This window comes from Bacillus sp. CDB3, assembly GCF_002081505.1.
Lineage (GTDB): Bacteria > Bacillota > Bacilli > Bacillales > Bacillaceae_G > Bacillus_A > Bacillus_A cereus_AT.
The window spans coordinates 26,057-48,041 of the sequence record NZ_ALBR01000084.1 but is presented as its reverse complement, the minus strand read 5'-3'; the positions used below and the strand labels follow the sequence as shown (position 1 = coordinate 48,041).

Genomic DNA, 21,985 nt, shown 5'->3' with positions numbered 1-21,985 from the left:
TCTTTCCAATATGTATAAGACATATATAGAAGAGGAGAGAACGATGTGGATAGAAGCATTTTTAAAGAGCTTCCATTACCGTGTGCATTTTTAGATGAAGTAGCTTTAGGGAGAAATATTCAATCAGTTATTGAACTAAGTGGTGATAAAAAGGTTCGCATAGCGAGTAAATCATTACGTTCTGTTCCAATTATGAAAAAGATTTTAGCTGAAAATGATCGTTTTCAAGGTATTATGTGTTTTTCACCTAGAGAAGCTTTATTTTTAATTGAAGAAGGATTTAATGATTTATTGCTAGGATATCCTGCTTATGATGAAAGAACTTTACATGAAATTAGTTTACTTACAAAGCAAGGGATCATTATTACTTGTATGGTGGATTGTGAAGAACATATTGTTTATTTAGAAAAAATTGCTGTGGAATCTAGTGGGTGTTTTCGAGTTTGTTTAGATATTGATATGAGTAGTCGTGTTTTTCAATTTCATTTTGGTGTGAGAAGATCTCCAGTTAAAGATGTCCAGAGCGCTTTAAAAATAGTAGAAAAGGTGAAGGCATCACCATATTTAATATTGGATGGTGTAATGGGATATGAAGCACAAATTGCTGGAGTGGGAGATGATATGCCAAAACAAAGGCTTCAAAATAAACTTATTTCGTATTTAAAGAAGAAATCGGTGCTAGAAATTAACGAAAGAAGAGGGAATATCGTAAAAGAAATACAAAACCTTGGTATTGAACTAAGGTTTGTTAATGGGGGCGGAACGGGGAGTATAAAAACAACTGAGCAAGATAACTCAGTTACGGAAATTACTGTAGGATCCGCTTTTTACTCTCCGAAACTGTTTGATTATTATAAAGAAGTAAAATTTCAACCAGCCGTTGGATTTGCTGTACCAATTGTACGTAAACCAGCTCCACATATTTATACTTGCCTAGGAGGTGGGTATATTGCTTCAGGTGCAGTTGGTAAAGAGAAGGAGCCCGAGGTTTGGAAACCGCATGGTGCAAAACTATTAGCGTTAGAAGGCGCTGGTGAAGTGCAAACACCGGTTTACTATAACGATGAGGAACAATTGTATATAGGGGATACTATATTGTTTCGCCATAGTAAAGCTGGGGAATTATGTGAACGTTTTCCTGTGTTGTATTGCATTAAACAAGGGGAAATTGTTGGGGAGTATTCAACATATCGGGGGGATAGCCAATGCTTTCTGTAAAGGGACAAAAATGGAGAAATTGGACAGGTAATGTAGAAGGAACTCCGCATTATACGATGTACCCAGAAAGTCTACAAGATGTAGTAGAAGTTGTAGGACTTGCAAGAGAACAGGGAAAGAAAATTCGGGTTGTTGGTTCAGGACATTCTTTTACACCTTTGGTTCAAACAGAAGAAATTTTAGTTTCTTTGGATGAATTGAAGGGAATCACGAATGTTGATGCAGAGAAGATGACCGTAGAAGTATGGGCGGGAACAAAACTACATGATTTAGGGAAATTACTTGAGGCGAAAGGGTATGCACAAGAGAACTTAGGAGATATTGATTCGCAATCTATTGCAGGAGCAATTAGTACGGGGACTCACGGGACCGGTGTTACATTTGGGAGTTTATCAACACAAGTGCTAGAAATTACAGCAGTTTTGTCTACAGGCGAGAGTATTGTTTGCTCTGAAGAAGAGAACTATGAATACTGGAAAGCGTTCCAGTTATCACTTGGAATGCTCGGTATTATTGTGAAGGTTAAACTGAAAGTTATTCCAGCGTACTCACTTGTTTACAAAAGTGAAAAGCAGTCTTTTTCTACCGTAATGGATAAACTGGAAGAATATAAACGAAATCGTCATTTTGAATTTTTCGTTTTTCCTTATTCAGATGAAGTACAAGTGAAATTTACAAATGAAACAACGAGTAAAGGAACTGATTTGAAGTGGCATAAACTCAAGGTGGAATTACTTGAAAATAGGATTTTTTCTTTACTATCTAAAGGGTGTAAGTGGTTTCCTTCTATTAGTAAAGGAGTAAGCCAATTATCAGCCAAGGCTGTACCGAATACAAAAATCATTGGACCAAGTTATGAAGTATTTGCTACATCGCGTACAGTTCCTTTTTATGAAATGGAGTATAGTGTCCCTTCAAAGTTTATGAGGGTTGCTGTTGAAGAAATTTCAAATCTTATTGAAAAGAAAAAGTATAAAGTGCATTTCCCGATTGAATGTCGCTATGTGCATGGTGATGATATATGGCTCAGCCCAGCGTACGGAAGGGATTCGGCATATATTGCCGTTCATATGTATAAAGGTATGAAATATGCCGCTTATTTTGGTGAGGTGGAGCAAATCTTTCGAAAGTATGAAGGACGCCCACATTGGGGGAAAATGCATACATTAACGTATGAACAATTACAGTATATATATCCAGAATTTCATTCGTTTTTAAAGGTGAGGAAGTCACTAGATGTAACGGGAATGTTTTTAAATCCTTATGCAGAAAAGTTATTCATGAGTATGAAAAAAAGCTGACAAATAATCATTTGTCAGCTTTTTTAGTGTAATTGCATTTCTTGTATGACTGATATGCTCGTAAAATAGTAATTTATCCTGGCTAAATACATGCAATAAAACATGAATAATGAATAGACCGTTAATAACGAATTGGAACAACAATGTAACCAGCAATACTAAAGGCTCTGTAAGATTTAAGATAGAGCTACTAGAAAGAATATAATTGATTCCACCTAAAACGAAATAGAATATACCGTAACGGATGAATAGTTCCTTCATAGTAATACGATCTGATTTTCCTTTCACGTAAATACGAAGCAATGCTTTACCAATTGTTTTTCCATTCGTAAAGTATGGAATGATAATAAAGTAAATAAAGATCGAACACGTTATGAAAATGAGTTCGTATATGTTCGTGTAAGATTGAATATTAGAAACAAAGAAAGAATTTCCTTTGTTTTTAATGACAGGTACAACGATAGATAAGAAAATCCAATCAATTTGCATCGCGATAAAGCGACGAACGAATCCGACTGGTTTCGTTTCCAAATCAATATGACTATCTAACTCGTTTGCTTGCGGAAGGAAGTACGTAAATATTGGTGCAATGATAAAGCCAATTACGCCACCTAGTGTGTTTAAAAATAAATCATCGATATCAAATAGGCGATATGCACAATTATAAATACCGTATAGTCCAGTCACTTGGGTTAGTTCGAAAAATAGTGAAAGACATAAAGAAATGCAAATAGTCTGCAAGAAACTACGTCGGAAATAATAACGCAAGTAAATACCAAATGGAACGGTTAGTAGAACGTTAAAAGCTACTTGTAAAAACGCAGATTCTTTTAATAGATGAAAGTACGTAGCTGGTTTCGTTAAAAGTGCTGATGTATGATTACTAATCTCTTGTACGAAATAAAATGGCGAGAGTTGCATGTGTTGTGTATTAGCCGGTTGTAGACTACAAGTATCATACGTTTGTGGTAATGGTAGAATAACGAGAAAATAGGCATTTAATAAATAGAGTAATAAAGAGTATAAAATAAATGAGCGCCATTTATTTAAATAACCATATTTTCGATAATTAAATATTAAAAAAGGGATTAAGAGAAACATTGCTAAAAAAGGAAATAAAATAAATGCTGTTTTTACTGGAAATAAATATGCAGTCAAAATGAAACTCCTTTCAATGAAAATTCGTTTATCATTATAGCGCTAAAAAGGTTTTAAAACAAAGTTAAAATATTTCGAAATAGAAAGAATTACAAATTTTACATGAATTAAGTTATGTAAAATTTAATATAAGAATACTGTGATTATGCAAGTTGAGAGAGGATACAAGAGATGCGATATGAGCTTTTTTCTGTAAGTGGGGATCATATTACGACTTTTGAAAGTGCATGGCGTTTTCAGGAGGGGGAACAGATTTTTTGTTCATGATGATAATACAAAACGAAATTTTATTATTATTCGCTTAACATATGATTTATTTCAAAAAATACACATGTTATTCGCTTTTATTGTCAGGAAAAGAAAGTTTATTACATATAGGCAGCATTGGATTTTGAAGAAAGGATATAATTTTGTATTTGGTGTTTCCACGTTTCATCATTCTTTCTTTGAGAAAGCCATTCGTGATAATCTTGTTGAGTTTTCCATAGCATGCGAACCATATATTCAGCTCTATTATTTATAAGATGCATCTGTGAAAATTCTATGTTAATAAAGCCTTGTGTTCCATATGATGGAGAATGCTGTTTAAGTGAATGAAATAGTTCATTTTCATAGCCATATTTAATATGAATAAGTTTAGTAACGATAAACATACGAACACCTCTTTTTCGATAGTAGTAAAAAAATGGGCTAGAAGAGAGAAGTTTTACCCAGTAAAATCTCGATTGGTGAGGGCTAAATAAAGTGTCACTTTATTTTCTTTATAGTAAGAAAAAGTAACGGGAATAATTTATATTATACTATTCAGAAAATTCAAAGTAAATAACAAAGGGTATTCGAAATTGAAATATAAAAAAGTAAGCCATCCTATTTGAATAGGATGGCTTACTTTAAAAAGTGTTAACGGTCATTTTATCCCGCTATTTGTGGGCAGTAAAAGCCCGATTGGTGAGGGCTAATAATCAGTGGGGGATGAACAAAACCCTCACTGATTAAAATTTCACTTTATAAGAAAATGATAGTTAGTATACCTACGATAATACAGTAGAAAGAGAAATATTTTAAATTTCCTTTTGCCATAATGTTCATAAACCATTTTAATGAAATATATGTCATGATGAATGTTGCGATGAAAGCAACAATATAAGGCACAAATAATGTATCTAAATTTGGATCGTTTGCAATGTCTGTAATACTTAACAATAAACCACCTAAGCTAACAGGAATGTATAGTAAGAATGAGAAGCGAAGTGCTGTTTCTTGCTTCATACCAAGTAACATTGCTGCTACGATTGTAGCACCTGATCGGCTTATACCAGGAATTAGTGCGCAAGCTTGTGCTAGACCGACAATGATTGCATCTTTCATAGAAAGATCGCCATCATTTTTACGTCCACGCAAGTTTCGAATAATCCAAAGACCGATAGCAGTAATAAGAAGGGAAATCCCAACCATTTTAACACCTTTTAAATATTGGTCGATATAATCTTTAAATAAAACTCCAATTACACCTGCTGGAATGGTTGCAATAACAAGGTAAATAATAAAGAAGAAATCTGATTTTGCATCTTCTGCTCTTGTAAATATATAAGATAGACCATTCTTTGTTAGACGAATTAAGTCTTTTCTATAAATAAGTAATACAGCTAATAATGAAGCTGAATTAACAAGTAGCTCAAAGCTAAACCCTTCTATTTTTAGTCCTAGCAAATGCTGTGCTAAAACGAGGTGACCGCTTGAAGAAATCGGAATTGGTTCTGTTAGTCCTTGGAATAGACCAAGAATTAAATATTTTAAAATGTAATAAAATTGTTCCATAACATCCTCCTTGTGTATTAGTCGAAAGAAACAACTTTTTTATTATAACAAAAGAGAGAGCGAATATTGAGAAGAAAATAACATTCGAAATAATATAAAAAATCCCCTACTACGTCATAGGGGATTTTTTATATTACTGAGAAACAACTATTTCTTGAATGCTTTTTGATAATTGGACATCAACTTTTTCAGCATCATTAATATGATTCATAATAGTAGTATTTAACTTTTGGAACATTAGTTGTGTATTTTCAAATTCTCGTAATATATCATCATTACAAGATTTTTGGTTCTCGATAGCTTTAATAACATTTGTAGCGCCACTTTGTAATGTTTGAATCATAATTAAAATATTTTCGATTCTAGCGTTAGTATCAGAGCTCATTTCTACACCTTCATCAACTAAATGTAAATTATCTTTTGTATTTTCATATGCTTTTTCAATTTCTTCTTGAATTTTTTTCGTTAAGTTGCCGATGTTTTTTGTACTTTCAGCTGTGCTTTCTGCTAGTTTTCTTACTTCATTAGCAACAACAGCGAATCCTTTACCGTGTTCTCCAGCACGTGCAGCTTCAATACTTGCATTTAACGCTAGTAAATTTGTTTGTGCTGCAATGTTTTGAATCACTTCTACAATTTGTTCAATTTCTTTAGAGCGTTCACTTAAATGATTCATACTATTAGAAGTACGTTGAGATTGTTCACCTAACTTATTAATTACAATGAGTAAGCGATGAACGGATTCTTTTCCTTCATTAGAGCAATCGATAATTTCCTCAATAGCTTGAATTAAGTTTTGCTCTTTTTGTAGCATTTCGTTATTTAATTCGTTGGAATGTGTAGTACGCATAGAAACATTTTCAAAGCATGCGTTCAATTGTTGAATTAAGTTTTGGAGTGTATGATGTTGGTTATTTACAAGTTCGTGCTCTTGCATAACACTTTTTACACGATTATGGATAGAGGATATAATTTCTTGTTTTTCCACATCTTTTTGTTTTAACTGTGTTTCTAGTTCATGTATATGAGTTTCTAGTTGATCAATTTTATGTTGGAGTGATTTCTTTTGAGTAAACATTTTATTTAATTCAACCGCCTTTAGGATTTTTAATTTTTCTATATTTGGATTTTAGCATCTTTTATAATTTTTAAATATAGGAATTGTTAAATATTTAAGAATCTATTACATTTTATTCATAATTCTCTTTTTTTTGTCATGAAAAATAAACTGTATTTAATGGTTTTGTAAACAAACTGTAAAATAAATCATGTATAACTGTATAAGAAGGGAGTCGGATTATGAACTATTTTAAGCGAATCAGTAGTCTAGTATTAGCAGGAATCATAGGTCTTTCTAGTACAGTCGCTGTAAAAGCAGAGTCAAACGACGAGAAACTTAACAACATGCAACAGCAATTGCAGCAAAACGATGCAGATATGCAAAAGAAAGAGCAAGAGAAGCAAGCTGTTAGTAAAGAAATTCAAGGTATCGAAAATGAACTACATAATTTAAATAATACAATTGCAAAAAATAAAGAGGATCAAGCTGCTATTCAACGTAAAATCGATGAAACACATAAGCAGATTGAACAAAAAAAGCAGATATTGTCGTTTTAGAAGATAAAGTCCTTGCTCGTAAGGACATTATGAAAAAACGTATGGTTTCTGTTCAAAATAGCTCAAATACGAGTTTAGTAGTAGAGGTTGTTGTAGAATCAAAAAACTTTGCTGATTTTATACAACGTATGAACGCGGTATCTACAATTTTAGATGCAGATAAAGAAATTTTACGTCTACAAGAACAAGATCTTCGTCAAATTGAAGAAGATAAAAAAGAGATTGACGAAAAAGAAGCATCTTTAGTAGTAGATAAACAAAAATTAACAAAAGCACAAGCTGAGTTGCAAGATAACTTGAAAAAGCGTCAAGATAACTTACAAGCAGTTCAAGCTAAATATAATACGATTGCAAGCCAACTTAATTTAGCAGCAGAAGAAAAAGCTAAAATTGAGTCAAATATGAAAACAGTACAAGAAACAATTGCTCGTGAACAAGAAGCAGCGAGAATTGCAGCAGAAGAGCGTGCAAAAGCGGAAGCAGCTGCAAAGGCTGAGCAAGAAGAGCTAGCGAAAGCGAAGGCAGCAGCAGCTAAGCCGGCAGAGCCTGTAGCAAAAAATACAACACCAGAGTCTAAGCCAGACCCTAAACCAGCTCAAGGTGGAAAAGAATTTTATGTAACAGCAACTGCTTATACAGCTGATCCATCTGAAAATGGTTATAAAGCGGGTGAAACTGTAAAATCTAAGATGGGGCATAACTTGACTGCAAATCCCAATATGAAATTAATTGCTGTAGATGAGGCAGTTATTCCATTAGGATCTACTGTATATGTAGAAGGTTATGGAACAGCAATTGCTGGAGATACGGGTAGTGCAATTAAAGGTCATATTATCGATTTATTAATGCCAGATTCTGCAACAGCTAATGCTTGGGGTAGAAGAACTGTTAAAATTACAATTTTAAACTAAATAAAAATCCAACTTCACAACAAGTGAAGTTGGATTTTTTTGCGGAAACAATGTTAAGTTGAGTTTATATTTTGTTAAGAATATCATACAATAATGGTGAGAGGTGGTAAATTTGACCATTTTAAACAGAGTGAAGGAATTAAGAGCTCGTTTTAATTTCACACAAAGTGTATTAGCAGAAAAGGTTGGAGTAACGAGACAAACGATCGCTGCAATTGAAAAAGGGGATTATGTTCCTTCGTTGTTATTAGCACTTACGATTTGTGATGTATTCGAGTTAAAGATGGAAGATGTGTTTGTTTTAAATAAGGAGGGGGAAGAGGATGAATAGAATTGGGGTTTCTTATATCTTAAATGTGCTGAGATTTATGATAGCTTTTTGGGCGTTTATTGAGCTCTATTATGCTTGGATAGAGCTAGCAAATATTATTGAAACTGAGAAATTACCGTTTGAAGTAACAATCAATATGATGCCATTAGGAGTGTTAACAATTGTAGCTATTATAACGACGGTTTTTTATAAAGTTCAAAAGAAGAAACATAAAGCTCTTTCTTATTGGATGTACCCGTTATTATTTCCACAAGAAGACGAGCGGGAAAAAGCAATTACACAAAAGGCATGCCGGACAACATTTGTTTCATTCTGGTATGGAATAGTTATTGCTATTGGATTTTTAACACTTTCTCCTGTAGCTAATTTATATATTCCTGGATACCCATTATATATTTTATTTTTCATGCTTTTTATTCAAATGACAGTCTTTTATGTATCCCTGTACAGAAATAAATTAGTCTAAAAAAGAAACCTTCTTGCTGAAGCAAGAAGGTTTCTTTTCAGCTTACACTTGTACATATAGCAATATTGTCTTATCATTTTATATAGAGTAAGATTTTGTAACGGAAAGGAATTGTATATGAATAAGCAAAGAATTTATAGTATAGTAGCAATCCTTCTATTTGTTGTAGGTGGTGTATTAATCGGAAAGCCATTTTATGATGGATATCAGGCTGAAAAGAAACAGACTGAAAATGTACAAGCTGTTCAAAAGATGGATTATGAAAAGCATGAGACGGAATTTGTAGATGCTTCGAAAATTAATCAACCAGACTTGGCAGAAGTAGCGAATGCATCATTAGATAAGAAACAAGTAATCGGTCGTATTTCGATTCCAAGTATTTCAGTAGAACTTCCTGTTTTAAAAGCGTCGACTGAAAAGAATTTATTATCAGGTGCGGCAACTGTAAAAGAAAATCAAGTAATGGGACAAGGGAATTATGCGCTTGCAGGGCATAATATGTCAAAAAAAGGTGTTTTATTTAGTGATGTATCAACTTTAAAAAAGAACGATAAAATTTATTTGTATGACAATGCAAATGAGTATGAGTATACTGTTACCGGTGTATCTGAAGTGACTCCTGATAAATGGGAAGTTGTAGAGGATCATGGGAAAGATGAGATAACGCTTATTACATGTGTATCTGTTAAAGATAATTCTAAGCGTTTTGTTATTACGGGTGATCTAGTAGGAACGAAGGCGAAGAAATAAAGAAAAAAGAAGGTTCACTCTTTAAAGAGTGAACCTTCTTTTTTATCCAATGTTGGGAAATAAAAGAATATTTTAGTTGGTATTTAAGTATTTTTCTATTTTTGTATAATAAAGTAATGATTCTAGATTTTGGGAGGAACAAAAGTGAAACAGCAAGTAAAAAAACTTCTTTTAACAACAAGTGTAGCGTTATTGGTAGCGCCAATTTCTGTTTATGCACATCCAGGACGTACAGATGCTAATGGTGGACATACGTGTCGTACAAATTGTGAAAAATGGGGATTGCAGTACGGGGAATATCATTATCACAATAAACCAGCTTCTAGTAGTGGTACAACGAGTCCAGCTCCTAGCCAAAATAATAATGGTGCTGTAGAAGCTGAAAGAAAAGCAGAAGCGCAGCACAATGCTGAGGCTGACAAGCAACGTGCTGCAGAAGCACAGCGTAAAGCAGAGGAAGAGAGACAGCGTGCTGCAGAAGAACAACGCAAAGCTGAAGAAGAGAGACAACGTGTAGCCGAAGAGCAAAGAAAAGCAGAAGAGGCACGTAAGCAAGAGGAAGCCCAGCGTCAAGCTGACATGGAAAAAGGGCAGCTTGAAGGTCAAAAAAGTGGAGAGGCTGATTTTAAAGCAGAGAAAAATAATGCAGAAGGGCATTTAACTGGAAAATCTGATACATATAAACAAGCATTTACAACTGCTTATACTGCAGCTTGGTCTTTAGAAGAACAGAAAAAAGCGCATTTTGAAAAAGGTAAGGAGCAAGGGTTAGCACAAGAGACAATGGACGATAGTCAAATTACTCCTGAGTTTAAGGTGAACTTTGCAGAAGGTTTCCAAGTAGGTAATAAAGAGAGAACCGAAAAGATTGAAAAAGAACAAGCGGAACTTGGTGAAAAGGCTGGTAAAGAATTAGCTGAAAAGAAACCTGGGAATACTGAAAAGGATGTATATGTGAAAGCATATGAAACCGCGTATGAAAAGGGATATAAGTCTGCTAAAAAGGCAGCGGAAAAAGCTGGATATACATATGCATTTGAAAACTACGACTTAAAAGTTCCTGCTAAGTATGAAAAGAATGAAACATTAAAGAAATGGTTTACTGAAGGATTTAAATCAAATAAAAAGGCAGCGGAAATTCGAGAAGAAGGATATAAAAAAGGGGACAGCTGGCTTTCATTCTTCTATAAGAGTTTCGTGCCAAGTGAATATAAAGGCTTGTATGAACAAGCAATAGAAAAGGGAAAGAAAGCGTAAAAAAAGATGAGGAAAATTCCTCATCTTTTTTTAATCCATCCATTTCACTAATTTCTTAGAAATTAATAATAAAACAAAACCTAAAATAATCGCTGCAGCTCCGATTACTGTAAATACTTCAGCATATCCAAGTGAAGTTGTGAAGCTTGCAAGTTGTCCGCCTATAATGTTGGCGATTCCCGAGCTTGCTAGCCATACTCCCATTAATAAAGAAGCAAGTTTTACTGGAGCAAGTGCGCTAACCATTGATAGTCCAACAGGTGATAAGAATAGTTCACCTAACGTATGGAAAAGATACGTAAAGACGATAAATAGTAAGTTTGCTTTTTCTGTAATGTTATGTTCATCACTACCTGTTTTTAATGTAGCGATAACAAGAATGATATAACCGATACCAAGTAGGATCATACCAAGTCCCATTTTTGTTGGGATTTTCATGTCACCATTTTTTCTAGTTGCAAGTTTTGCCCATAATGCTGAAATGACTGGAGCAAGTAAAATAATAAATAACGGATTGACCGATTGGAACCAGGATGTTGGAACTTCCCATCCGAACACAGAGCGGTCTACAAATTTGTTTGTATACAATGTTAACGAACTACCAGCTTGTTCAAAGCCAGCCCAGAAGAAGACAACAAAGCATGTTAAAATGACGATAACTGCGGTACGTTGTTTTTCTTTTTTTGTTAACGGTGTATCTCCTACTGTCTGTTGTCCAGCAGCCGTTTGCAAATCGCGAGATGGTTTTTTACCGATATCACCAAGGAAGCGATTAGATAGTGTTGTAAATAAAATTTGTCCAATAATCATTCCGATTGAAGCAGCTAAGAAGCCGTAACGGAATCCGAAATGTACAACGCCATCAACTGTTGTTTTGAATAAATTTTCTGATAAAAATCCACAAACGAGTGGAGCTAAAAATGAACCAACGTTAATACCCATATAGAAAATTGTAAATGCACTATCACGTTTTGGATCGTTCTCTTCGTATAATTCTCCAACAAGTGTAGAGATATTTGGTTTGAAGAATCCATTACCGATAATAATAAGCGCTAATCCGAGGTATAGGCCGACTTGGTTTTGCAAGGCGAATAGTGTAAGGTTACCGAGCGCCATTGTGATACCACCAATTGTGATGGCTTTTCGTCTACCTAGAAAACGGTCTGTTAAGTATCCACCGATTAATGGTGTGAAATAACAAGCACCAGTATAAAACCCGTAAATAGAGAGTGCCCAAGCGGGACTAAACCCAAGACCACCACTTACTAAAGCTGTTGTTAAATATAATGTTAATAATCCTCGTAATCCATAGTAACTAAACCGTTCCCACATTTCTGTAAAGAAGAGTAGGTATAAACCGGGAGGATGTTTCTTTTTTCTTTGTTGTTCTTTCTCTAGTTGTATCGTTGATTCCATGTAATTTTCCTCCTGACACAAACAAAAACAAAGTGAATAGTTTTGTATATTTAATATTTTACTTTATTAACTATTGGAAGTCAATAAAGGTTGATTTTTCAGAAGAAATTGGAAAAGGGAAATATTTATAGAATGGGTGTTTCTTTTGTGGTAGACTATGGACTATGTTTTCTTTGTAAGGAAGCGGATTATCGCGTTTTTCCTATGTGTGGAATAGATTTCATACGAGATGAAATTGAAGAAGGAGAAAGAAATGAAATTGTTACAGAAAAAAGAAATTTTGCTTATTAGTCTGATGTTATTCTCTATGTTCTTTGGAGCTGGAAATCTTATATTTCCACCTTTCCTTGGATACGAAGCGGGAGAGCATGTGTGGATTTCATTGTTAGGTTTTATTATGTCAGCAACAGGGCTTCCGATATTAGGGGTTATTGCTATTGCGAAAGCAGGGAGTTTTCAAACGTTAGCGGGTAGAGTTCATTCCTCATTTGCAATTATATTTCCATGTATTGTGTACTTATTTATTGGACCAGGTCTTGGTATACCACGTGCAGGAAGTTTAGCTTTTGAAATGGGACCAGGTCAGTTCTTCCCACAAGCAGGTAGCTTAGTTTTGTTATGTTACACGGCTCTTTTTTTTAGTATTGTTTACTGGTTAAGTTTATCGCCGTCTAAATTAATGGGCTTGTTCGGAAAAGTTTTGACGCCGTTATTATTATGTATGATTGCACTTATTTTTATAAAGAGTATGTTTACAACGGTAGGAGATGTGAAAGAGCCAATAGGGAACTATGGACAAGCACCGATGTTCCAAGGGTTTTTAGACGGATATTTAACGATGGATGCGTTAGCAGCTCTAATATTTGGGATTGTTATTGCAAATGCTTTGCGTGCAAAAGGTATTGAAGATGATAAAGGTTTAGCGAAATATATGAGTATTGCTGGAATTGGGGCAGGACTATTACTATCTATTATTTATGTCATCCTTGGATATGTTGGTTCAATTAGTGGTTCATTAGGTACATTTGATAACGGTGCGAAAGTGTTAGCGCAAGTTATGACGACATTATTTGGACAAGGCGGAGTAGTATTATTAGGCCTTATTTTTACTATCGCGTGTTTATGTGTTTCAATTGGACTGGTTACGTCTTGTAGTCAGTTTTTTGCAAGTGTATTTCCGAAAGTTTCTTATAAAGCGTGGGCATTTATATTAAGTGTTGTGAGTATGATTTTAGCTAATTTAGGATTAACGCAAATTTTAAAAGTATCAGTACCGATTCTTGGATTTATTTATCCAGTTGCCCTAACTCTTATTATTTTAGGGTTATTTCATAAGTATATTGGAAAGTATGTATACGTATATTCGGTCACGATTGGAATCGTAGCGTTATTTAGTGCGATTGATATTTTAAATAAAAGTGTACTGATGAATAAATGGACACCACTACTAAAAATTCTTCCGTTTTATACAGAAGGTGTAGGTTGGATCGCTCCAGCACTTGTAGGTTCCTGCCTCGGTGTAATTGTTAGTATTGCTATAAATAAGAAAAAATAAGTAAGAGGTGTTTTCCTATTTCGGAAAACACCTTTCTTTTTTTGGGAAAAATGGTATCGAACATGAATAGACTAATAGTATGATAAGGATAATTGGTAATATATAGGTTTAATAATGATCGGTAATGAGGGGGGAGCGTATGAAGGGAGATTTAAATAAGAAAATAGAAGCACTCGAAACGGCAATTGAAACGATGCAAGAGACACTTTATGATTTGAAAGCGAAGCAAAGGGAAATTGAAAAGGTTCAACAAAATGTTAATAAGGAAAAGAAAGAATACATTGAGACGGTAAGTAATAAAAAGTTACAAGAAGATGTAGTTAAGACGAGGGAGTCCATACAAGAGCCAAAGGTGAAACAAGTAGATATATCTGCATTTAAGCCAGAACCATTTAATATTATAAAGTTTTGTCAAACATGGTTACCACGCATATTTGTCGGTATTATGCTACTCGGCGTTATTTGGTTATTTAAAGCAGGAGTAGATGCTGGATTATTAACACCAGCGATACGGGTTGTGTTTGGTATAGTACTATCTGCCGGTTTGTATTACGTAGGAGATATACAAATTAAAAGAGAGCGGCAAGCATTAGGGCTAGTATTAGCAGGAGGAAGTATTACGGGAATTGTTTTAACAACGTTTGCGGCACATTATTTATATGAGTTTATTCCTGCAAGTATTGCGTTTATCTGTAATATTGTATGGGTTATTTTAGGGATTTATTTAGCGAAAAGATATAGATCGGAATACCTTGCTATTTTCGTGGCGGTTGGAGCATTTTTTGTTCCTTTCTTGTTAAATAGTACGACTCCTAATACGTATATTTTCTTTAGTTATGAGACGATATTAACAATTAGCCTATTATGGTATGCATTAAGAAACCGTTATAAGTACTTGTATATGATTTCTTATGTCGTTGCGGCAATTGTCCTATTTGTCTTCTTTGTTGTTATGTCAATATTGGTAGAGAATGTGCAAGTACAGTTAACGGTTGTATACGGTACAATTCATTTGCTGTTATTTTGGCATATGTTTTCGGAGAGGAATTTTATACAAGAAGTAAGATTGGCGATATTTAGTGCAAATGCAGTTTTCTTTATTTTAGCTATCTCCCAAATTCCTGAATTTACAACGTGGGGATTAGTTATAAGTGCATTTGTGCATGCTGCTATGTTCGTACTTGAATATAGGAAGAATAAACATTCTGTATTTACAAATCTAATATTTGGCTTTGCAATGGGGTCATTTAGTTTAGCGATTTTATACGAGTATAGTTTGGTGAATGCAGCGATCGTATTATTGTTACAAGGTTTCCTCGGTATGGTTACTGCTATTAAAGTAAAGCAAAATATTAAGTTGTATGTAAGTGCAACGATTTATGCGATTGGAATGGTACAGACGATTTTTAGACCGTTTGATGAGTTCATGTCAGCAGGGTTTGTTGCTCATATTATTTTAATAGGAACGTTCTATTATTGCATGATACAAGCAAAAGAAGTGTTAGCGAGTTTAGGTAAATATGTTTATTCTATAGCGCTCTACTCGTTAATGGTTATTGTATTTATTACAATTACTAGGATCGGTGAAGTTCTTTCTACAGATGGAAGTATAATTAGCGTATCTGTATCATTATTATGGATGGTATATGCTTTATTTGCAGTTTGGTTTGGCCGTAATAGACATATGAACGAAATATTATATGCGGGCTTAGTCGTATTAATAGTGACAGTAGGGAAGTTATTCCTTCTTGACTTACCAGAGGTGTCTATGATGATCAGGGCTGTGTTATTCTTAATCGTTGGTAGTATAGGTATCGTTATTTCAAGAATGTTTTTCTCAAAAGAAGAGAAGTGAGAAGAAGGCAATCCATATGTGGATTGCCTTCTTCATTATTTTTTATTAATCGTTACAGTTTCACTATATTTCGCTGTTGTGTTTTGACGTAGACGAAGTGTGGCCTGTCCAGTTGTATTTGGATCAAGTTGTACGTTCACAATTTTTTCAGCAGATCCTTGGTTATTTGTTATGAAAGAGAATGTACTGCTATATCCGAAAGAAGACGGCCAAGTGCCATTTGTATTTTGAACTTTTGCTACCTGTGTTCCGCCAGTTATGAAAATACCTAAAGAATAATTATTGTACGTTGTATTTGGTAATAAGTTATTTACTTGAATCTTCATTTGGAACACTTCATTGTTTGGTAGAATGCTAGGGTGCGTAATTACGTAATCACTCGTTGTCACTGCACCGTTATAGCCGTATGAACCTGGTTTAAAAGTATTTGTATTGAACCACTGGTAACCTTGACTTGGTGCGCTCCAAGGTTCTGGTTGTGGTTCTGTTGATAAACTTGGTTGTTCAAATGTTTGTAGAGCTGTAGGTGCATCAAGCTGTAAACCACTTACTTGATCTAAGCTTGTAAATGTTTCTTGCTTCGCTAACCAATTCACTATGTTTTCTAATAGAACAGCATCGTTTTCTTCTTTATAACCATCATAAGTTTTCTTTGTTTGACCGGAGTCTTCGCGAACATATTTTGGCGATGCATCTTCAACAGGGGAAGAATCACCAATAAAGGCTGCTTTTCCAAGACCAACTTTTGCGATTGCAGCATAAGGCCCCTCTGCAACACCACCGCCGTTATAAACGCCGCTATCAACAGCGTTATTCCATTTTGATGGATTTTCTGGAAGATACGCAAGACCTTTCGCTAGTTTTGGATTTGTAATCGCAAGAGTAGAGCCGGCATGCATTGCTACAGATGAAACGCCTTCTGTAATTCCGAATGATTGTGCAGGTGAGACGATATTTTTAGCTGAAACATCACCAAGTGCATTGTAACGGAAGCGAATGCCAAAATTATCGGATAGCCAATCGGAGCTTTCTACTCCTTGCATAGCTTGTGATGTTGTTTCTTCATTAGACATGCCCTTTGCTGGATTATCCCATGCCCCGCGTCTATATCCATTAAACACTTCTGAGGAGTCCCAGCGGTTTTTATTACGATCTGCATTATAATGATCGGCAATGAAGAAAATACTGCCACCGTTTTTCACGTATTGTAATATTGCATCTTGCTCAGATTTTTTATAAGGAATATTTGCTTCGGGAACGATAAATACATTGTAATTTTTTAAATCTTCGTATGTAATAGATGTTGATTTACGAAGTTCTTTTACATAATATCCGTTTTGGGCAATGCCGTTTCCGAAATCAGAAAAACCGCCATCAATAACCCAGTCAGCTGTCCCAGCCGTTTGCCCGTGCGTATTATCAAATAATACTTTCTTCCCATTGTTTTGGTTTACAACTTTTGCAGCAATTTCAGGAGCTGGGTCTACGGAGCTTTCGGCATAAGTAGACGGAATGTAGGAACTCCTTATACTAAGTGTGATTGCTGTTGCTAAAGAAAATTGAATCCATTTTTTATTCTTCATAGAAGAATCCCCCTAAAAATAAATATATGTGCTTTAATAATGTAATTGATTTTTCTATGGAAATAAAGGTAGAAAATATTAAATAGTGTAAAGATAACGTTAATTTAATTGAGAAATATTTGCGCGAATAATGAAAAAATCTCTCCCTAGTAAATTAGGAAGAGATCGTGGACTTAACTAATTTTTGAATTAGATGATTCATCAATCTTATGAAAACCTTTCATATAATACACGATAGCCAAGCCGATAAGCCAAATTGGACCGACGATTAATGCGATTCGTGTATCTTCTGAATAGGCCATTATACCTAGTACAAGTACAAGGAAGCCGATTGAGAAATATGAACTTAATGGGTGTAAAGGCATTTTATATGCTAGCTTATCCTTTTTATTAGTCTGTAATCCTTTACGGAATTTAATTTGCGCGACTAATATAATTCCCCAAGTCCAAATCGCGCCGAAAGTTGAAATACTAGTTAGCCATGTAAACACTTTTGCAGGAACAAGATAGTTTAATATAACACCAACGAGTAAAACGATTGCTGTTGCTATAATTCCTTGACTAGGAATACCGTTTTTATTTAAACGGCCGAATCGTTCAGGAGCTTTCTTTTGTTGTGCTAATGTAAATAGCATACGGCCTGTACTAAACAAACCACCGTTACAAGAAGAAAGAGCAGCTGTTAAAACGACAAAGTTAATAATACCTGCTGCCTTTGCAATACCGATTTGCTGGAACGTTAGTACGAATGGACTGCCTTTCTCACCAAATTCGTTCCATGGATAAATTGCCATCATAACGAATAGAGCTCCAACGTAGAATAATAAGATTCTCCAAAATACGTTATCAATTGCTTTTGCAAGTGTTTTTTTCGGATTTTGAGCTTCACCAGCTGTAACCCCGATAAGTTCGACTCCTAAATAAGCGAATAATACCATCTGTAAGGAAAGTAGTAATCCAGAGAATCCATTTGGGAACCAGCCTCCGTGCTCCCAAAGATTTGAAATGCCAGTTGCAACGCCTCCGTTTCCAAATCCGAATAAAATAATCCCAGCACCGACTACTATCATACAAATAATTGTGACAATTTTAATGAGAGCAAACCAAAACTCAAGTTCTCCAAATACTTTTACAGATAAGAAGTTGAAAGCACTCATTAATAAAAGAGCTAGTAACGCCCAGATCCAACGCGGGATATCTGGGAACCAGTACTGCATGTAAATTCCTGCCGCTGTAATTTCCGCCATACAAGTAACAACCCATAAAAACCAATAATTCCAGCCTGTAATATACCCGGCTAGTGGGCTGATGTAATCATTTGCATATTTACTAAAAGAGCCAGCAACCGGTTGTTCAATTGCCATTTCTCCGAGTGCGCGCATAATGAAAAAAATAACGAGTCCGGCGATCATATAGCCTAGTAAAATGGAAGGACCTGCTAGTTTAATAGCAGAAGCCGATCCTAAAAATAATCCAACGCCAATAGCTGAACCGAGAGACATTAAGGTAATATGTCGTTCTTTTAAACCACGGTTTAAAGTTTCAGATTTGTTTGTTTGCTGCATAAGAAGAATACCCCCTGTAGAGTGAACGATATTTGAATGCGTTTACTAAATATTTAACTATTTCAAATTATAAAACATTTCTATCTGTTATGCTACAAAAATAATCAAAATACACTGTACTATATCTGAGTTTGTCAGATTTAAACTTAAAATTCTAACTATTAGAGAATATATTGACTCTTCTTTTTATTGATTGTTAAGATTAAGTATTACATTTTCTCACATACTAATAAGAAAAGAATGTGTGATAATAATTCAGGTGTAGGAAGGGTACATAAGTATGTTTCAATTACAAAAGTATAACACTTCTGTGAAGCAAGAAATTTTGGCTGGCATCACAACTTTTTTTACATTTGCGTATATTCTTGTCATCAATCCGAAAATATTATCTGATGCAGGTGTACCATTTGATCAAGCATTTACGGCAACTATTATTGCGACAGTTGTTGGAACGCTATGTATGGCGTTTTTAGCTAACTATCCAATTGTTATTGCTCCAGCTATGGGAATGAATGCGTATTTTGCTTATTCTGTTGTTCAACAGGCAGAGGGGATTACATATGTCATTGCGTTTTCGGCAGTATTTGTAACAGGTATCATTTTTCTTTTATTATCGTTCACTTCATTTAGGCAAAAGCTAATTGTCGCAATTCCTGACAGTTTAAAACATGCGATTGCAGGTGGAATTGGGTTATTTATTGCTTTTATTGGATTACGTCTATCTGGAATTATCGTTGATCATCCATCTAACTTAGTTACGATTGGTGACTTCCATTCTCCAGCCGTTATTTTAACTCTAATTGGTTTAATATTAGCGGCGGTATTAATGGTATTACGTGTTAGTGGAGCATTGTTTATTAGTATGATTGTGACAGGGATTATTGCTTTCTTTACAGGGCAATTAAAGTTTGAAAATAACATTGTCGCAATGCCACATTTGCCAGAAGGCATCATTGTTTCAAACCCTATCAATGCATTTTCGGATGTAATTCAATACGGGTTATATGGAGTTATTTTTTCATTCTTACTTGTACTTTTATTTGATACAACAGGTGCTTTACTCGGTTTAATTAAACAAGCAGGTTTAAATACAGATAACACTGAAAAGCGCTTTGGTAAGGCGTTCATTGCGGATGCAATTGGTGGGACGACAGGTTCTATCTTTGGGACAAGCCCGACAGCAGCGACAATTGAATCGTCAGCAGGAATTGCTGCAGGTGGTAAAACTGGATTGACAGGTATTGTAGTCGTTTGTTTAACGATTATAACGGCATTCTTTAGCCCTGTTATTGCCTCTTTATCAAGTGTAGCAGCTATTACAGCTCCTTCTTTAATTATAGTAGGTAGTTTAATGGCACAAAGCATTCGTGATATTAATTGGAATGAATTCGAAGATGCATTACCGGCATTTTTAATTTTCGTTGGTATTCCGTTAACATCTAGTATTGCGAATGGAATTGCAATCGGATTTTTAGTGTATCCAATTTTAAAAATTGCGAAGGGAAAAGGGATGGAAGTACATCCGTTACTATACTTATTCACAATTTTATTTGGATGTCATTTATTCTTATAATATAGATATAGAAAGGGGGCTTCTTATGAGAGGCCCTTTTTTGTGTATAATAAAGTGAAACTATAAACGGTGGGGCTTTTGTTCATTCCCACTGCTTATCAGCCCTCACCAATCGGGCGTTTTACTATCCGTTAATGTAGAGTAAGGTGAAAATTAAATCAATTACGTAAAATATAAATTACTTAATGGAATATATATGTTACAATAAAGGTAGAGGAGGAACATGAATGGCTGTAAGTAAAATAAAAGTCGCACGTGTTCAGTTAGATTTAACACAGCAACAATTAGCAGAAAAAGTAGGCGTTACAAGGCAAACGATTAGTTTAATTGAGAAGGGGAAATACAATCCGTCTTTAGATTTATGTTTGAAAATTTGTTATGCAGTAGATAAAACATTGAATGATTTGTTTTGGGAGGAAAAGGAGTGATAGGGTGAAAATCGTGAAAGATGAACGTTTAATGATTGAGGGGTTAAAACATATTAGACTAGCTTTCATCTTACAAAATATCGTCATACTAGGTATTGTTTTTTATCGCTACGTTTTGCAAGGTGCAGGATATGAAAGTGTTTCAGATTTATTAATGGTATTTATGGGCGGAATCGTAGTTATTAACTTTTTAAACTTAAAAAATTCGGTGGAAGTGTATGAGCATACAGGGGGAGTATCGCGTAGTTATTTTATGAAGCTATTATTAATTCCAGTAGGTATTGTTATTGGAATTTTAGCTATTTGTATCGTGGCAACGCCTGATATTTCGATAAAGGAAATTAGTATAACAGGACTTATTATGTTGGCTTGCTTTTTAATTCCTAGTTTATTTATATACATATATATGAAAAAGATAAAAAGTGAAGATTGAAATATAAGAAAGGCTTTCCCATATTGCGGAAAGCTTTTCTTATATCCTTTTATACAGTACTTTATGAAGGCCAATCGGTTCAATTTCAAAGATTTCACCATGCTCATGGAAACCTAATCGTTTGTAATAGTCTGTTACAGTGATTCGGCCATTACACCATAAAGTGCTTGCACCACGTTCTTGGAGGATTTGTTCAGCTTTACGGATTAAGGAAGTGCCAGCACGCTGGTTTCGGAAGTTAGGTAATGTTGCCATTCCTCGTAGGCGATAATGGATACCAGTTTGTAAGTCTGGGTATAGTTCTTTTGAAAAGGAAGCGATACTAATAAGTTTATCGTTTAGAAACGCACCTAAGTGAAAGGAGTCTATTTCGTAGTCGGAAAGGTATTTACAATTTTTTAATGACTGATCAGGACGTAAAATTTTTTTGCGTAATAAGTATGTTTCAGATGCATCAATATGTTTCACTGTAATCATAATATCATCCTTTCTTATAGGCCCTTTTCTATAAGTTGTAAGAAGAAATATGCGGGTGCAATGAGAAGTCCTAGTATGCTAGCAGTGCCGAGAAGGAGTGCAAGTAAGAGGCAAGAGTATTTTATTCCATTCGATTTTTTCCATCCGTAACTACAAATTTCAATGCTAACACCGATGAGAATAATGGCAACTAGTATTTCCGCTAATAATAAGAGAGCTAAAGTTACAATAGACATAATGTGATCCATCCTCATAATATATGATAGTAACATT

The 21,985-nt window shown here is 34.7% G+C and carries 19 protein-coding genes and 3 pseudogenes; 13 read left to right on the top strand and 9 right to left on the bottom strand.

The genetic code is table 11. The features are described 5' to 3' along the window. Nucleotides 1-45: 45 nt before the first annotated feature. Both CDB3_RS20825 and CDB3_RS20820 read left to right on the top strand, forming a co-directional pair. Complete coding sequence (locus tag CDB3_RS20825; RefSeq protein ID WP_128855801.1) at nucleotides 46-1,218, top strand: amino acid deaminase/aldolase; 1,173 nt, start codon at nucleotides 46-48, stop codon at nucleotides 1,216-1,218. Beyond that, the gene (locus tag CDB3_RS20820) at nucleotides 1,206-2,519 is read left to right on the top strand and encodes a D-arabinono-1,4-lactone oxidase (RefSeq protein ID WP_128855800.1); all 1,314 of its coding nucleotides are present in this window, start codon (nucleotides 1,206-1,208) and stop codon (nucleotides 2,517-2,519) included. The genes CDB3_RS20825 and CDB3_RS20820 overlap by 13 nt, the downstream gene beginning before the upstream one ends. Here CDB3_RS20820 and CDB3_RS20815 read toward each other — a convergent pair. Continuing rightward, nucleotides 2,493-3,677: a VanZ family protein gene (locus tag CDB3_RS20815; protein ID WP_128855799.1), complete on the bottom strand. Its 1,185-nt coding sequence runs from the start codon at nucleotides 3,675-3,677 to the stop codon at nucleotides 2,493-2,495. The two genes, CDB3_RS20820 and CDB3_RS20815, sit on opposite strands and share 27 nt — an antisense overlap. A gap of 171 nt (nucleotides 3,678-3,848) precedes the next feature. On the opposite strand from CDB3_RS20815, the pseudogene CDB3_RS20810 reads away from it, so the two are divergent. Next, a pseudogene (locus CDB3_RS20810) lies at nucleotides 3,849-4,055 on the top strand (hypothetical protein). Here CDB3_RS20810 and CDB3_RS20805 read toward each other — a convergent pair. From CDB3_RS20805 to CDB3_RS33150, 3 genes and pseudogenes are all read right to left on the bottom strand, one after another. Next, nucleotides 4,046-4,330, bottom strand: coding sequence for an antibiotic biosynthesis monooxygenase family protein (locus CDB3_RS20805; RefSeq protein WP_097832887.1), 285 nt, complete (start codon nucleotides 4,328-4,330; stop codon nucleotides 4,046-4,048). The pseudogene CDB3_RS20810 and the gene CDB3_RS20805 sit on opposite strands and share 10 nt — an antisense overlap. A 352-nt stretch (nucleotides 4,331-4,682) precedes the next feature. Next, complete coding sequence (locus CDB3_RS20800) at nucleotides 4,683-5,495, bottom strand: undecaprenyl-diphosphate phosphatase (RefSeq protein WP_000434777.1); 813 nt, start codon at nucleotides 5,493-5,495, stop codon at nucleotides 4,683-4,685. A gap of 133 nt (nucleotides 5,496-5,628) precedes the next feature. Then, a pseudogene (locus tag CDB3_RS33150) lies at nucleotides 5,629-6,147 on the bottom strand (methyl-accepting chemotaxis protein); the annotation flags it as partial. Nucleotides 6,148-6,794: 647 nt separating this feature from the next. Here CDB3_RS33150 and CDB3_RS20790 point away from each other — a divergent pair. The 5 genes and pseudogenes from CDB3_RS20790 to CDB3_RS20770 all read left to right on the top strand — a co-directional run bounded on the left by CDB3_RS20790 (nucleotide 6,795) and on the right by CDB3_RS20770 (nucleotide 10,827). After that, a pseudogene (locus CDB3_RS20790) lies at nucleotides 6,795-8,023 on the top strand (PcsB-like coiled-coil domain-containing protein). A 112-nt stretch (nucleotides 8,024-8,135) separates the two neighbouring features. Then, nucleotides 8,136-8,354: a helix-turn-helix transcriptional regulator gene (locus tag CDB3_RS20785; RefSeq protein ID WP_002167109.1), complete on the top strand. Its 219-nt coding sequence runs from the start codon at nucleotides 8,136-8,138 to the stop codon at nucleotides 8,352-8,354. Further along, nucleotides 8,347-8,820, top strand: a complete 474-nt coding sequence (locus CDB3_RS20780) for a DUF2178 domain-containing protein (protein WP_071772219.1) — start codon at nucleotides 8,347-8,349, stop codon at nucleotides 8,818-8,820. Before CDB3_RS20785 ends, CDB3_RS20780 begins: the two co-directional genes overlap by 8 nt. Nucleotides 8,821-8,937: 117 nt before the next feature. After that, nucleotides 8,938-9,570 (top strand): class A sortase, encoded by a 633-nt coding sequence (locus tag CDB3_RS20775; RefSeq protein WP_128855798.1) that lies wholly within the window; start codon nucleotides 8,938-8,940, stop codon nucleotides 9,568-9,570. 144 nt (nucleotides 9,571-9,714) lie between these two features. Beyond that, the gene (locus tag CDB3_RS20770) at nucleotides 9,715-10,827 is read left to right on the top strand and encodes a YHYH domain-containing protein (protein WP_128855797.1); all 1,113 of its coding nucleotides are present in this window, start codon (nucleotides 9,715-9,717) and stop codon (nucleotides 10,825-10,827) included. Nucleotides 10,828-10,857: 30 nt separating this feature from the next. On the opposite strand, the gene CDB3_RS20765 is transcribed toward CDB3_RS20770, so the two are convergent. Next, the gene (locus CDB3_RS20765; protein WP_128855796.1) at nucleotides 10,858-12,243 is read right to left on the bottom strand and encodes a peptide MFS transporter; all 1,386 of its coding nucleotides are present in this window, start codon (nucleotides 12,241-12,243) and stop codon (nucleotides 10,858-10,860) included. A gap of 253 nt (nucleotides 12,244-12,496) precedes the next feature. On the opposite strand from CDB3_RS20765, the gene brnQ1 reads away from it, so the two are divergent. Both brnQ1 and CDB3_RS20750 read left to right on the top strand, forming a co-directional pair. After that, complete coding sequence (gene brnQ1, locus CDB3_RS20755) at nucleotides 12,497-13,798, top strand: branched-chain amino acid transport system II carrier protein BrnQ1 (RefSeq protein WP_256869899.1); 1,302 nt, start codon at nucleotides 12,497-12,499, stop codon at nucleotides 13,796-13,798. A 139-nt stretch (nucleotides 13,799-13,937) separates the two neighbouring features. Further along, nucleotides 13,938-15,653, top strand: a complete 1,716-nt coding sequence (locus tag CDB3_RS20750) for a DUF2339 domain-containing protein (protein WP_128855793.1) — start codon at nucleotides 13,938-13,940, stop codon at nucleotides 15,651-15,653. 35 nt (nucleotides 15,654-15,688) lie between these two features. On the opposite strand, the gene CDB3_RS20745 is transcribed toward CDB3_RS20750, so the two are convergent. Further along, the gene (locus CDB3_RS20745) at nucleotides 15,689-17,236 is read right to left on the bottom strand and encodes a DNA-binding protein (protein ID WP_128855792.1); all 1,548 of its coding nucleotides are present in this window, start codon (nucleotides 17,234-17,236) and stop codon (nucleotides 15,689-15,691) included. A 173-nt stretch (nucleotides 17,237-17,409) separates the two neighbouring features. After that, nucleotides 17,410-18,801, bottom strand: coding sequence for an amino acid permease (locus CDB3_RS20740; protein WP_128855791.1), 1,392 nt, complete (start codon nucleotides 18,799-18,801; stop codon nucleotides 17,410-17,412). A 280-nt stretch (nucleotides 18,802-19,081) separates the two neighbouring features. Here CDB3_RS20740 and CDB3_RS20735 point away from each other — a divergent pair, with 280 nt between their 5' ends. The 3 genes from CDB3_RS20735 (at nucleotide 19,082) to CDB3_RS20725 (ending at nucleotide 21,235) form a co-directional block, all read left to right on the top strand. Next, nucleotides 19,082-20,374 carry an NCS2 family permease gene (locus tag CDB3_RS20735; RefSeq protein ID WP_071743728.1) on the top strand — a complete coding sequence of 431 codons (1,293 nt, stop codon included), beginning with the start codon at nucleotides 19,082-19,084 and terminating at the stop codon, nucleotides 20,372-20,374. Nucleotides 20,375-20,601: 227 nt separating this feature from the next. Then, nucleotides 20,602-20,802, top strand: a complete 201-nt coding sequence (locus tag CDB3_RS20730; RefSeq protein ID WP_000301182.1) for a helix-turn-helix transcriptional regulator — start codon at nucleotides 20,602-20,604, stop codon at nucleotides 20,800-20,802. A 4-nt stretch (nucleotides 20,803-20,806) separates the two neighbouring features. Then, entirely contained in the window at nucleotides 20,807-21,235 is a 429-nt protein-coding gene (locus tag CDB3_RS20725; protein ID WP_128855790.1) for a hypothetical protein, read from the top strand. A 39-nt stretch (nucleotides 21,236-21,274) separates the two neighbouring features. Here the strand turns inward: CDB3_RS20725 and CDB3_RS20720 are convergent, their stop codons facing one another. Next, nucleotides 21,275-21,712, bottom strand: coding sequence for a GNAT family N-acetyltransferase (locus CDB3_RS20720; RefSeq protein ID WP_128855789.1), 438 nt, complete (start codon nucleotides 21,710-21,712; stop codon nucleotides 21,275-21,277). A 14-nt stretch (nucleotides 21,713-21,726) separates the two neighbouring features. Continuing rightward, a complete protein-coding gene (locus CDB3_RS20715) occupies nucleotides 21,727-21,984 on the bottom strand; it encodes a DUF4022 family protein (protein WP_128855788.1) in 258 nt (85 codons plus the stop codon). Nucleotide 21,985 lies beyond the last annotated feature (1 nt).